Annotated in this window: 9 protein-coding genes and 1 riboswitch; of the genes, 1 reads left to right on the forward strand and 8 read right to left on the reverse strand. The window is 68.6% G+C overall.

Features of this window, described 5'->3' with window-relative positions; genetic code table 11:
- Positions 1 to 118: 118 nt before the first annotated feature.
- From scpA to JS278_RS11070, 3 genes are all read right to left on the reverse strand, one after another.
- Positions 119 to 2,305 carry a methylmalonyl-CoA mutase gene (gene scpA, locus JS278_RS11060; protein ID WP_114045241.1) on the reverse strand — a complete coding sequence of 729 codons (2,187 nt, stop codon included), beginning with the start codon at positions 2,303 to 2,305 and terminating at the stop codon, positions 119 to 121.
- Positions 2,302 to 4,209 (reverse strand): methylmalonyl-CoA mutase small subunit, encoded by a 1,908-nt coding sequence (mutA, locus tag JS278_RS11065; protein ID WP_114045242.1) that lies wholly within the window; start codon positions 4,207 to 4,209, stop codon positions 2,302 to 2,304. Before mutA ends, scpA begins: the two co-directional genes overlap by 4 nt.
- Before the next feature lie 81 nt (positions 4,210 to 4,290).
- A riboswitch (cobalamin riboswitch) is annotated at positions 4,291 to 4,555 on the reverse strand.
- Positions 4,556 to 4,629: 74 nt separating this feature from the next.
- Positions 4,630 to 5,595, reverse strand: a complete 966-nt coding sequence (locus tag JS278_RS11070; protein ID WP_114045243.1) for an alpha/beta fold hydrolase — start codon at positions 5,593 to 5,595, stop codon at positions 4,630 to 4,632.
- Between the two features lie 145 nt (positions 5,596 to 5,740).
- Here JS278_RS11070 and JS278_RS11075 point away from each other — a divergent pair, with 145 nt between their 5' ends.
- Positions 5,741 to 6,871 carry a nucleotide sugar dehydrogenase gene (locus tag JS278_RS11075; RefSeq protein ID WP_281269225.1) on the forward strand — a complete coding sequence of 377 codons (1,131 nt, stop codon included), beginning with the start codon at positions 5,741 to 5,743 and terminating at the stop codon, positions 6,869 to 6,871.
- Positions 6,872 to 6,944: 73 nt separating this feature from the next.
- Here the strand turns inward: JS278_RS11075 and JS278_RS11080 are convergent, their stop codons facing one another.
- The 5 genes from JS278_RS11080 to JS278_RS11100 all read right to left on the reverse strand — a co-directional run bounded on the left by JS278_RS11080 (position 6,945) and on the right by JS278_RS11100 (position 12,715).
- The gene (locus JS278_RS11080; protein WP_114046283.1) at positions 6,945 to 8,195 is read right to left on the reverse strand and encodes an alpha-amylase family protein; all 1,251 of its coding nucleotides are present in this window, start codon (positions 8,193 to 8,195) and stop codon (positions 6,945 to 6,947) included.
- Positions 8,196 to 8,255: 60 nt separating this feature from the next.
- Complete coding sequence (locus JS278_RS11085) at positions 8,256 to 9,644, reverse strand: amino acid permease (RefSeq protein WP_114046284.1); 1,389 nt, start codon at positions 9,642 to 9,644, stop codon at positions 8,256 to 8,258.
- 191 nt (positions 9,645 to 9,835) lie between these two features.
- A complete protein-coding gene (gene tpx, locus JS278_RS11090) occupies positions 9,836 to 10,339 on the reverse strand; it encodes a thiol peroxidase (protein ID WP_114045245.1) in 504 nt (167 codons plus the stop codon).
- Between the two features lie 102 nt (positions 10,340 to 10,441).
- Complete coding sequence (locus tag JS278_RS11095) at positions 10,442 to 11,413, reverse strand: aldo/keto reductase (RefSeq protein WP_114045246.1); 972 nt, start codon at positions 11,411 to 11,413, stop codon at positions 10,442 to 10,444.
- A 102-nt stretch (positions 11,414 to 11,515) separates the two neighbouring features.
- On the reverse strand, positions 11,516 to 12,715 hold the full coding sequence (locus tag JS278_RS11100) for a PQQ-dependent sugar dehydrogenase (RefSeq protein WP_245935090.1): 1,200 nt from the start codon (positions 12,713 to 12,715) through the stop codon (positions 11,516 to 11,518).
- Between the last annotated feature and the right edge of the window lie 36 nt (positions 12,716 to 12,751).

Consider the following 12,751-nt stretch of genomic DNA (forward strand, 5'->3'; position numbering starts at 1 on the left):
GCATGCCTCCTGGGTGTGGGACTCCACCGTATCGCCCCGGACACGGCCGACGGCCGGCCCCGGGAAATCCCCGGGGCCGGCCGCCTTCTGCACTACCGGTTGAGTGCCGTGGACCGGATCAGTCCTCGACGTGCTCGAGCAGCTTGGTCATCAGATCGACAGCGGCCTCCGGAATGTTGGTGCCGGGCGGGTAGATCGCCACGGCGCCGTCATCGCGCAGCTCCTGGAAATCGCCGGTCGGGATGACGCCGCCGACGACGATCATGATGTCGGAGCGACCCAGCTTCTCCAGCTCCTTGCGCAGCTCGGGCACCAGGGTGAGGTGGCCGGCCGCCAGCGAGGAGACGCCGACGACGTGGACGTCACCCTCGACCGCCTGCCGAGCGGTCTCCTCAGGGGTCTGGAACAGCGGACCGACGTCGACGTCCATGCCGAGGTCGGCGTAGGCCGTCGCGACGACCTTCTGACCGCGGTCGTGGCCGTCCTGACCCATCTTGGCGATGAGAATGCGGGGACGACGCCCCTCCTTCTCCTCGAACTCCTTGACCATCCCCTGGACCTTCTCGGTGGCCTCCGAGGATCCTGCCGCCTTGCTGTACACACCGGAGATTGTATGGATCTGGGCGGTGTAGCGCCCGAAAACCTTCTCCATCGCGTCGCTCATCTCGCCGAGGGTGGCTCCGGCGCGCCCGGCGTCGATGCACATCTTCAGCAGGTTGCGGTCGGGATCGCTCGGGTCCGGGTTGCCCGCGGCCCAGGTGAGGTTCTCCAGGGCCTTCTGGGTGGCGGCGTTGTCGCGCTCGCCGCGCAGCGCCTCCAGCTTGGCCTTCTGCTCGGCCAGCACCTGGGAGTTGTCGACCTTGCGGACCTCGAGGGGCTCGTCCTCGTCGAGCTGGTACTTGTTGACGCCGATGAGGGCCTGACGGCCGGAGTCCAGACGGGCCTGGGTACGGGCCGCGGCCTCCTCGATGCGCATCTTGGGGATGCCCTTCTCGATGGCCTTGGCCATGCCTCCGGCGGCCTCCACCTCCTGGATGTGGGCCCATGCCTTGCGGGCCAGCTCCAGGGTGAGCTTCTCGACGTAGGCCGAACCGCTCCACGGGTCGATGACACGGGTGGTGCCCGACTCCTGCTGCAGGAACTGCTGGGTGGACCGGGCGATGCGGGCCGAGAAGTCGGTCGGCAGGGCGATGGCCTCGTCCAGCGAGTTGGTGTGCAGCGACTGGGTGTGGCCCTGGGTGGCGGCCATCGCCTCCACGCAGGTGCGCACCACGTTGTTGTAGACGTCCTGGGCGGTCAGCGACCAGCCGGAGGTCTGCGAGTGCGTCCGCAGGCTCATCGACTTCGGGTTCTTCGGCCCGAACTGGTGCACCAGCTTGGCCCACAGCATGCGGGCCGCGCGCATCTTGGCGACCTCCATGAAGAAGTTCGTCCCGATGGCCCAGAAGAAGGACAGTCGCGGAGCGAACTGGTCGACCTTCAGCCCGACGTTCTCGCCGGCGCGGATGTAGTCGACGCCGTCGGCCAGCGTGTAGGCCATCTCGATGTCGGCGGTGGCCCCGGCCTCCTGCATGTGATAGCCGGAGATCGAGATGGAGTTCCACTTCGGCATGTTCGCGCTGGTGTAGGCGAAGATGTCGGCGATGATCCGCATCGAGGGCTGCGGCGGGTAGATGTAGGTGTTACGAACCATGAACTCCTTGAGGATGTCGTTCTGGATCGTCCCGGCGAGCTGCTCGGGCCTGACGCCCTGCTCCTCGGCGGTCACCACGTAGAGGGCCAGGATCGGCAGCACGGCGCCGTTCATGGTCATCGACACGCTCATCTGGTCCAGCGGGATGCCCGCGAACAGCTCGCGCATGTCCTTGATGGAGTCCACGGCCACGCCGGCCATGCCGACGTCGCCCCCGACGCGCGGATTGTCAGAGTCGTAGCCGCGGTGGGTCGGCAGGTCGAAGGCCACCGACAGACCCTTCTGGCCGGCGGCCAGGTTGGCGCGGTAGAAGGCGTTCGACTCCTTGGCCGTGGAGAATCCGGCGTACTGGCGGATCGTCCAGGGGCGGAAGGCGTACATGGTGGCGTACGGGCCGTGCACGAACGGCGGGATACCCGCGTAGGTGTCCAGCCAGTCCATGTCCTGGTAGACGTCCTCGCTGTACAGGTGACCGACCGGAATCTGCTCCGGGGTCATCCACGGCTCCTGCTCGCCGGCCTGGGCGGCCAGCGCGGCGAAGCGCTCCTGGGCATCGGCGGGCGCCTGCTCGTCTCCCAGGTTGATCGAATCGAAACGGGGCAAGGTGCTCACTTGGCAACTCCCAACGTGTCCAGAGTGTCGGAGAGGGTCGCGACGACGTCCATCCCCATGGCGACACGACCGTCGAAGACCTTCTCGGCCTCGGCGGCTTCATCACCGAATTCCTTGTAGGCGCCTGACAGGTAGACCTTCTTGGCGCCGGCCTCCTTGAGAGCCCTGGCGACCTCGAGGCCCTGCTCGGCGTAGACCTTCTTGTTCGAGCAGAGGTCGACGACCGTGGTCCCGGAGGCCTCGAAGGCGGCGACGATCTCGTCGACGGACCCGCCCTCGACCTCGGGGGTCTCGATGCCGGCGATATGCCACATGGGAGCCGAGAAGCCTTCACGGGCACCGAAATCGCGCCGGGTGCCCAGACAGACCAGGAACACCTTCGGCTTGTCGGCGGCCTTGGCGGAGCGATCGACGAGGCCCTCGAAGACCTCGGAGTCGCGGTGCCAGGCCAGTCCCTTGCGCTCGGGGGCGGGCGGGAAGGGTTTGGCCTCCAGCGTCCGCGCCCCGATCATCGGGAACTCGGAGACTGAGGTGATGGGCTGCTTGCGGGTCGCCAGGCGCTTGGCGCGCTCGGTGTTGAGGGTCGCCAGCTCCTCGGCGACCTTCCCGTCGGCCAGGACCTTCGCGAATCCACCGGCGGCCTCGATCTCCTGGAACTTGCTCCAGGCGGCGTCGGCGAGGGTCTTGGTGAGCGACTCGACGTAGAAGGAGCCGCCGGCCGGGTCGTTGGCCCGTCCGATGTTGCACTCCTCGGCCAGCACGATGCCGGTGTTGCGGGCGATCCTGCGGGTGAACTGGTTCTTCGGCAGCCCGATGGCCGCGTCGAAGGGCAGCGTGGTGATGGCCTCGGCGCCGCCGACGGCCGCGCTGAAGGTCGAGATGGTGCCGCGCAGGATGTTGACGTAGGGGTCGTCTCGGGTCAGCTCGCGCCGGCTGGTGACCGCCTGCTGGCGGGCGCCGCGCCTGTCCTCGGGCACCTCGAAGACCTCGCCGATCCGGTTCCACACGGTCCGCAGGGCGCGCAGCCGAGCGATGGTGAGGAACTGGTCGTGGGTGGCGGTGACCCGGAAGTTGATGGCGTCGAAGGCCTCCTCGGCGGAGACCCCCTGCTCGACCAGGGCGCGCACGTACTCGACCGCGGTGGCGATCGACCAGGCCAGCTCGGCGACGTCCCCGGCACCGGCGTTGTGATAGATCGTGCCGTCGGCCACGAAGGCCCGCGCGTTCTTGTACTTCCTGATCTTCTCGATCCAGCCGGCCAGACCGGAGAGGTCGGCGTCGCCGCCGTTCAGGGCCGCGAGCCCGATCGGGTCGATGCCCAGGTTGAAGGACAGCTCCTCGGGTTTCAGGTCGGAGGAGGCGTAGACATCGAGGAGGGCATTGGCGGCGGCCTCCTGGTCGTCGCGGCTGGAGACCTCGACCTTGGCCAGGTTCAGCAGCACGTCCTTGAGGTCGCCGGCGATGTCGGCGGGCCTGATCGCGTCGGCTCCGACGCGCAGCCAGATCGAGGTGACGCCGCGCTCCAGGTCGGCGACGATGGCCTTCCGGGTGACGTCGGTGTCGGGATCCTCGTGGAGGGCCCGCACGTCCCATGCGTCGGCCGCACCGGTCCTGATGGTGGTGCCGCGGGTGAAGGGGGCCACGCCGGGTGCGCCGAGCTTCTCGGGAGCGTCGTCCCGGGTGTACATGGGCTCGAACCGGACGCCGTCGACGGTGGTCGGCTCCATGCGCTTGAGGGACTGCTCGAAGGTGAGCTGCTTGCCCTCGGGACGCCCCCGGTTGAAGACCTTGGCCACCTCCTTCTCCCACTGCTCATGCGTGGGGGCCGGGAAGACACCGGCCAGGGTGAGCGCCTCGGGAGCTTCGGCCACTGCCGATTCCTCGAGGTTTTCGGGATCAGTCATACTCTGCAGACTCCTGCTCCGCTGTGGATGGATATGTGCCGAAGGCCTCCCCTCGAGGCCCAGGCACCGCATCGCACGCGGCGGTGCGAAGACGCGTCGGCAGGTATTCGGACTCATGGGCGTCCCACCCACCGGGGTCTCCGGTAGGCAGGTCCTACGTCACCGCTTCCCGGGCCTGGACCCAGTGCTGTGATCTCCGTCGGCGTCCCGGACGGGCCGTGACACCGGCGGCGATGGTGATGTCGTTCCCATTCACCGCTGCGGGGCAGCGCCGGATTCTCACCGGCTTCCCTCTTGCGGTCGGAGCTGCGGGTGCAACTCCGACACCAACGAGCCCATCCTAACGGCAGCCATTCCGGCCGGTGAGGCCGGGGCCGACATGATCATCCGAGTGCACAACCGTGCACGGACCCGGGCCCGTCAGCTCGCACCGGCGCCCGCATCGGTGGCCCGGGCGCCCTGTACCGCGCTCTGCACCGCGCTGTCGATCCAGGCGATGATCTCGGACTCGACCTGACGCCGGTTCACCTCGTGGAGGATCTCGTGGCGGGCACCCGGATAGAGGACCAGATCGACGCTGCGGACGCCGTTGGCACGCATCCTGCGGGCGACCTGGCGGACCCCTCGCCCTGCTCCTCCCACCGGATCGGCGGCGCCTGAGAAGATGCCGACCGGCAGACGCGGCGGGATGGCCCGCATCACCTCGACGCTGTTGGCGACCCTCATCACCCGCAGCAGCTCTCGGTAGAAGCCGGTGCTGCACACATACCCGCACAGCGGGTCGGCGACGTAGTCGTCAACGGCCCGGGTGTCGCGCGAGAGCCAGTCGAATTCGGTGCGGGCCGGCATGAAGGCGGCGTTGAAGGGCCCGAACGCCAGCCTGTTCATCAGAGCACTGGGGTGGTCCTCCCCCAGCAATACCGTCTCGACGTCGGCGACCGCGGCTCCCGCCCCGCCCACCGGTCCCAGTGAACCACCGGTGCCCAGCAGCACCAGGGCCGCCATCTCGCGACCGCGCCGCGCGGCCATGGTCCGGGCCAGGAACGACCCCATCGAATGTCCCACGAGCACCCAGGGGACACCTGGCAGCTCGCCTCGCACATGGTCGTAGGCCGTCGACATGTCGTCGAGCAGCTGGTGGTAGCCACGGTCCGGCAGCTGCCCGAGCCTCCCTTCGGCGGCCGCCCTGGGGCCCTGGCCGCGGTGCTCAGCGGCGATGACGAACCATCCGTGCTCGACCAGCGCTCCCGCGAACCCGTCATAGCGGGCCGCGTACTCGCACATCCCGGGCACGATCTGGACGATTCCCCTCGGGGCGCCCGCCGGCTCCCAGACGAGCACATCCAGATCGGCGCCGTCCTCGGCGACCAGGGTGATGCAGTCCATCGACACTCCTTCTCGCGTCCCCGCGGCCAGTCTAGAGACCGAACCGTAGACTGACCGGCGTCCCCGCGCGGGTTCGCGCCGGGGCGGGCGTCGACAGAGGGGATTGTCCATGAGGATCACCGTGGTGGGTCTGGGGTATGTCGGCATGGCGATGGCCACGCTGTTGGCCCAGGACCACGAGGTGGTGGCCCTCGACGTCGACGCCGAGCGGGTCGGGCTGGTCAACGATCACCGCACCACCGTGGTCGACCCCCTCATCCAGGAGTACCTGACCGGCCACGACCTGGCCCTGACGGCGGTCACCGACCCCGCCGAGGCGATGCGCGGCGCCGACCACGTGGTGATCGCCACCCCCACCAACTACGACCCCGACCAGAACTACTTCGACACCTCCTCGGTCACCACCGTGATCGACCAGGTGCTCGCCTGGGCACCCGATGCCCTGGTGGTCATCAAATCCACCGTGCCGGTCGGATTCACCGACTCGGTGCGCCAGGCCCACCCCGGCCTGGAGGTCGTCTTCTCCCCCGAGTTCCTGCGCGAGGGACGCGCCCTGGCCGACAACCTCCACCCCTCCCGCATCGTGGTGGGAGGCCGGGGCCCCCGCGCCCGCGCCTTCGCCGACCTGCTGGTGGCCGGGGCCCTGGACGATGACGTGGAGGTGCTGCTGACCGGATCCACCGAGGCCGAGGCCATCAAACTGTTCGCCAACACCTATCTGGCGATGCGGGTCTCCTTCTTCAACGAGTTGGACACCTACTCGGCCCGCCGGGGCCTGGACACCCGCCAGATCATCGACGGGGTGTGTCTGGATCCGAGGATCGGGACCCACTACAACAATCCGTCCTTCGGCTACGGCGGCTACTGCCTGCCCAAGGACACCCGTCAGCTGCTGGCCAACTACTCCGATGTGCCCCAGACCCTGATCGGGGCGATCGTGGACTCCAACCGGGTCCGCAAGGACTGGGTGGCCGCCGATATCGTGGCCCGCAACCCGACCCGGGTGGGCGTGTACCGGCTGGTGATGAAGGCCGGCTCCGACAACTACCGCTCCTCCTCCATCCAGGGGGTGATGAAACGGATCAAGGCCAAGGGCATCGAGGTGATCGTCTACGAGCCCACCTATGACGGCGACGAGTTCTTCCGGTCGCGGGTCACCGGAGACCTGGAGTCATTCAAGACCGAGTGCGATCTGATCATCACCAACCGGATGTCCCCCGAACTCGCCGACGTCGCCGACAAGGTCTACACCAGAGACCTCTTCGGGGCTGATTAACCAGAGGAGGAGACGACCCCTCCACGGTCGCTTCGCTCCCTTCCACCCCGAGCGGGTCAGGTCCGTGCCCGCGTCACGAGTGGTACTCCCAGATCACGTCCCCGGCCTCGCGGATGACCGCCCAGGGACGGTCGGTGAGGTCGAACTCGGCGATGAGCGGTTCGACGCCGGGCACCCCGGTCCGGTAGACGTAGCGCTCATTGCTGAGCGCCTCCTTCTCGGTGCGGGCGTCGATGAGCCAGGGATGTCGTCGCCGCAGCCCGATCAGTTCCCGGTGGGTCCGCAGCATCTGCGCCCCGAGCTCCATGCCCTGCGGCGAGTCCGGCAGCACCGGCCGGATCTGGTCGTCGCCGCCGACGCGGTCCTCCTTCACGCCGCGGTAGCCGTACTCGTCGCCGTAGTAGATCGACGGCACGCCCCCGACGGTCATGAGCACCGCCAGGGCCAGCACCGCTCCGTCCTCGCCCACCTGCGAGGCGATCCGGGTGACGTCGTGGTTGCCGATGAAGGTCATCGGGGGGAAGGCGCTGCCGAACATGTCGTGCCTCTCCAGGGCGTGGTCGAGCTCGAAGAAGTTCCTGCTGGCGATGCTCGACCAGATGGCCTTCCACAGCTCGTACTGCGTCACGGAGTCCATCCCGGAGGTCGCGACGATTCCCGGGTAGTCGCCATGGATCACCTCGCCGAAGACCCAGGTGCCAGGATGCTGGGAGCGCACCCGGGGCAGCACCGTGGACCAGAAGGCGGGCGGCACGGCATAGGCGGCGTCCAGGCGCCACCCGTCGATCCCGCGCGCAGACCAGTGGTTCATGACGTCGGTCACCATCCGGGAGACCTCGGGCTCGTCATGGTTGAGTGCGACGAGGTCCCCGTGGCCCTCGAAGACGTCGGGCTCGGGTCCGTCGGCGCCCTGGCGCCAGCGGATCATCCGGCCCTGTGGAGTCTCCGGGCCAGCGGCCAGCGCGTCCTGCACCAGACGGTGGTGCCAGGACACGTGGTTGAACACACCGTCCAGCAGTACCTTGAGCCCGTGCGAATGGGCCGCCGAGACGAGGCTGTCGAGATCGGCGCCGTCACCCAGCCTCGGATCCACCCTGTAGTGGTCGAGGGTGTCGTAGCCGTGGCTGCGCGAGGCCAGGACCGGGCCGAGAAGCAGCCCGGAGCAGCCGAGCTCCTGGATGTGCCCGAGCCAGTGCTCCAGACGCGGCAACCGGTGCTCGACCGGCGCGTCGAGGCCCTGAGGGGTCATCGGCGCCCCGAGTTGTCCGAGCGGGTAGGTGTGCCAGGCGATGAGGTGTTCGGCCCAGTCAGGACGGGAAGACATGTCTTCCAGCATGTCACGAACCCACCCCGGCCGGGGCCCGCCGACGTTCCGGGGGACAGATCAGTGACGCGACAGGTCGGCGGTGCGCAGGTCGGCGCGGGGCGCTCCGGTGACCAGACGGTGGCCGAACCAGATCGCCAGGAAGACCGGGATGCCGACATAGGCCACCACGGCGCCCTGGACGTCGCCGCTGCTGATGGCCCCCCAGCCCTGGCCGAGCACCACGACGATGCACATCGCGAAGGCCACGATCGGGCCGAGCGGGAACCATCGGGCGCGGAACGGAAGCTCGGACAACTCGTGGCCCTGGGCACGGAAGGCCCGACGGAACTGGAAGTGGCTCACCGCGATGCCGAGCCAGGCGATGAATCCGCACAGGCTGGAGAGATTCACCAGCCAGGTGTAGGCCTTTCCCTGCCCGAACAGGCTGGTGGCGAAGCAGGCGGCCCCGACCAGGCTGGTGGCGATCAGCGAGTAGATCGGCACGCCGCGCCGGTTGACGACGGCGAAGATGCCCGGTGCCTTGTGCTCCTTGGCCATCGCGTAGAGCATCCGGGTCGAGGCGTAGAGCCCGGAGTTGCCGGCCGAGAGGATCGAGGTGAGGATCACCGCGTTCATGAGCGCGGCCGCGGCGGCGATCCCGGCCCTGCGGAGGACGAGGGTGAAGGGGCTGATGGCCACGTCGGTGACGTCGGAGGCCAGCAGGTTCGGATCGGTGTAGGGCAGCAGGAAGCCGATCACCGCGATCGCGCCGATGTAGAAGATGAGGATCCGCCAGAAGATCTGGCGGGTTGCCCGGGGAATCGTCCGCTCCGGATTCTTCGACTCCCCCGCGGCCACGCCGATCAGTTCGGTGCCCTGGAAGGAGAAGCCGGCGATGAGGAAGACCGAGAGCACTCCGCCGGCCCCATGGACGAAGGGGGCCTCGCCGCGAGTCCAGTTGGACGGCCCCGGGGAGTGGCCTCCGAGGATCCCGACGATCATCAGGACGCCGACCACCAGGAAGATCACCACTGCGGCGACCTTGATGGCCGCGAACCAGAACTCTCCCTCGCCGTAGGCCCGCGCGGAGAGCACGTTGAGGCCGAAGAGCAGCACGATGAACAGCAGGGACCACACCCAGGACGGGGATCCGGGCAGCCAGTACTGCACGACTATGGCCGCGGCGGCCAGCTCCGCAGCCACGGTGATGGCCCAGTTGAACCAGTAGTTCCAGCCGAGTGCGAATCCGAACGATGGCGAGACGAAGCGGGTCGCGTAGGTCTCGAAGGCTCCCGGCACCGGAATGTAGGCGCTCATCTCCCCCAGGCTCTGCATCAGCAGGAAGACCATGACGCCGATCAGCCCGTAGGCGACCAGCGCGCCTCCGGGACCGGCCTGGTGGATCGTGGCCCCCGAGGCCACGAAGAGCCCGGTGCCGATCGCCCCTCCGATGGCGATCATGTTCATATGCCGGGCCTCGAGGCCCCGCCGGAGGCCCGGCGAGGCCTCGGTGGGCGTCTGTCCGCCGTCGGCCGAGGAGCCGGCATGGGTGGCCTGGGTGTCCGTTGACAAGTGCGTGCTCCTTCCGCGCCGCCACTCGACGGCCCAGCGCCCTATTCAACGCCCCCTCGTTACGAGAGGCCACCCGGTCCCGGCTCTCAGGCCTTCTCGGCGGCCTCCAGGGCCGATGCGTAGTCGGGTTCGGTGGTGATCTCGGGAACCAGCTCGGTGTAGACGACCTTGCCGGAGGCGTCGGTGACGACCACGGCGCGGGCCAGCAGTCCGGCCATCGGGCCATCGGCCTGGGTGACGCCGAAATCCTCGCCGAAGCTGGAGCGGAAGGCGGAGGCGACCGTCACGTTGCTGATCCCCTCGGCTCCGCAGAAGCGGCCCTGTGCGAATGGCAGATCCTTCGACACGCAGACCACAGTGGTGTCGTCGAGCCCGGCGGCCTCCTGGTTGAAGGTGCGGACGCTGGCCGCACACACGCCGGTGTCGACGCTCGGGAAGATGTTGAAGATGACTTTCCTGCCGGCCAGCGCGTCGCTGGTCACGTCACCGAGGTCGTTTCCGGCGAGGGTGATGGAGGGCACGGTGGAGCCGACCGCGGGCAGCTCTCCGACGGTGTGGACGGGATTTCCCTTGAAATTCGTTGTGGCCATGCCGCAATTCTTGTGGCGCCGACCGTGCTCGGCAACAACTTGCGCCGCAGACGAACAGCGCGGCGGGGCCGCAGGGCCCCGCCGCGCCGCGCTCGGGATGTGTCAGGCGGCCCGGACGAAGCCCTGGGAGGCCGTGTCGAGGGTCTCGAGCTCGGAGGCCGTCAGGGTGAGCTCGGTGGAGGCCAGCAGTGCCGGCAGTTGCTCGGGCACCCGGGCGGAGGCGATCGGGGCGGTCACTCCCCTGGCGAGCAGCCAGGCCAGTGACACGCTGGTCACCTCCACTGCGTGGGCGGCGGCGATCTCGCGCTCGGCACCCACGACGGCGAAGGCGCTCTCCTGGGCGGCCTCGTCGGGCAGGTAGGCCTCGATCATGCCCTCGCGCGCCGCGCCCTTGAGGTTCTCGGCGGTCCGGTACTTGCCGGTGAGGAATCCGGACGCCAGGGAGAAGTAGGAGAAGACCGACAGGTTCTTCTCGGCGGCCAGCGCGCCATATCCGTCGCCGCCCTCGACGTCGCCGCGGTGCAGCAGGTTGTACTGCGGCTGGAGGGCGACCGGCAGGGCCAGGCCCTGCTGCTCGGCGACCTCGAACCATTCCCGCTCACGGGCGACCGAGAAGTTCGACAGACCGATGTAGCGGATCTTGCCGGCCTTCACCAGGGCGTCGAAGGCGGCGGCCATGTCGGCCACGCTCTGGGTGTCGTCGTCGAAGTGGGCGTAGTAGAGGTCGATGTGATCGGTACCCAGGCGGGTCAGCGAGGCATCGGCGGCCGCGGCGATATTGGCCGGGGACAGGCCTTTGAACTGCGGGTGGGTGGCGACCTTGGAGGCGATGACGACGTCATCGCGCTTCCCGCCGGCCTTCAGCCAGTGGCCGATGACGGTCTCGGACTCCCCACCGTGGTTGCCCGGCGCCCATGCGGAGTAGCCGTCAGCGGTGTCGATGAAGCTCCCACCTGCTGCGGTGAAGGCATCCAGGACGGCGAAGGACTCCTTCTCGTCGCTGGTCCAGCCGAAGGTGTTGCCGCCCAGGGCGAGCGGACGGATATCGAGGTCAGTTCCGGACAGGTGAACCATAGGTGCTCCTTGACGTCGAAAGATGAGGCTTCATGTCCTCACATTCACGCTATAACCCGCGCCAGCCCTGATGAATTCCGCCCCCGTCCTCCGAGGGAAGGGTCACCGCACGGTGAGCATCAGGATTCTGTCGTCCCCGGAACCGGGGGTCTGGCGCCCGTCGGTGTTGCTGGTGGTCACCAGCAGAGTGTGGTCGCCGAGGGCCATCACGCTGCGCAGCCGCCCGTACTTCTCGGTGAGGAAGTCGGCGGGCCGGGCGACGAGCCTCTGCCCGTTGAGCGGGATCCTCCACAGCCTCTCGCCCTTGAGGGCCGCCATCCACACCGTGCCACCGGCGATGGCGATCCCACTGGGCGAGTCCTCCTCGGTGCCCCACTGGGCCACCGGGTCTGTGGCGCCCGACGTCGAGCCCCTGCCCTCGGAGTCCGGCCAGCCGTAGTTGCGGCCCTTGGCGATGAGATTGAGTTCGTCAGCGGTCTTGTCGCCGAACTCGGAGGCCCACATCCTCCCCCCGGCGTCCCAGGCCAGGCCCTGGACGTTGCGGTGGCCCAGGGTCCACACCAGCGACCCGGAGAACGGATTGCCGGCCGCGGGCTTCCCGTCGGTCGTCATTCGCAGGATCTTGCCGCCCAGGTCGGAACGGTCCTGGGCCCGTGAGCTCTCGGAGGCGTCGCCGGTGCTGGCGTAGAGCATGCCGTCGGGTCCGAAGGCGAGCTGTCCGCCGTTGTGATGGACGGCCTGCGGGATCCCCGACAGGATCACCTTCTGGCCGCTCAGCCGACTGCCCGCCGCGGCCGTCGGTGTGTAGGTGAAGCGTGAGATCCGGTTGTCTGAGGCGGTCGAGTAGTAGACGAAGAGCTGGTGGTCGGTGGCGAACTTCGGCGACAGTGCGATGCCGAGCAGCCCGGCCTCCCCTCCGGAGCTCGCATTGCTCACCGCCTGGGCGACGGTGCCGACGGCCGTCGTCCGTCCACTGGCGAGGTTGATCAGGGTGATCCGGCCGGTGTCTCTGGACGTGACGAAGAGGTCGCCCGAGCCTGTACGCGCCAGCCCCCACGGCACGTTGAGACCCTGGGCGAGGGTTCTGCTGACCGTCACCGATCCGGTGGCCGCGCCGGGCGTCGAGGCCGACGCAGAAGGAGCCGTTGCGGTGGGCGTGGCAGCGGTAGGAGTCGTGCTCACGGGTGCCGGGGTGCTCGACGCGGTGACTTCAGGCCCCGTGCCCGCGTTGCTCCCGCAGGCCGAGATCATCGCCGAGGCGACGACCATGGCGCTGATTCCTGTGACGAGTCGCGTCCTCATGGGCCAAGGCTACGGGGCGGAGTCAACCCGGCCCGA

It is taken from the genome of Acidipropionibacterium virtanenii (assembly GCF_003325455.1).
Lineage (GTDB): Bacteria > Actinomycetota > Actinomycetes > Propionibacteriales > Propionibacteriaceae > Acidipropionibacterium > Acidipropionibacterium virtanenii.

What these genes read in the sequence shown, in the direction of transcription:
- JS278_RS11095 (WP_114045246.1), bottom strand. Translation starts at nt 11,413, where the DNA reads ATGGTTCACCTGTCCGGAACTGACCTCGATATCCGTCCGCTCGCCCTG.
- JS278_RS11075 (WP_281269225.1), top strand. Translation starts at nt 5,741, where the DNA reads ATGGCGATGGCCACGCTGTTGGCCCAGGACCACGAGGTGGTGGCCCTC.
- JS278_RS11100 (WP_245935090.1), bottom strand. Translation starts at nt 12,715, where the DNA reads ATGAGGACGCGACTCGTCACAGGAATCAGCGCCATGGTCGTCGCCTCG.
- JS278_RS11080 (WP_114046283.1), bottom strand. Translation starts at nt 8,195, where the DNA reads ATGTCTTCCCGTCCTGACTGGGCCGAACACCTCATCGCCTGGCACACC.
- JS278_RS11070 (WP_114045243.1), bottom strand. Translation starts at nt 5,595, where the DNA reads ATGGACTGCATCACCCTGGTCGCCGAGGACGGCGCCGATCTGGATGTG.
- JS278_RS11085 (WP_114046284.1), bottom strand. Translation starts at nt 9,644, where the DNA reads ATGAACATGATCGCCATCGGAGGGGCGATCGGCACCGGGCTCTTCGTG.
- tpx (WP_114045245.1), bottom strand. Translation starts at nt 10,339, where the DNA reads ATGGCCACAACGAATTTCAAGGGAAATCCCGTCCACACCGTCGGAGAG.
- mutA (WP_114045242.1), bottom strand. Translation starts at nt 4,209, where the DNA reads ATGACTGATCCCGAAAACCTCGAGGAATCGGCAGTGGCCGAAGCTCCC.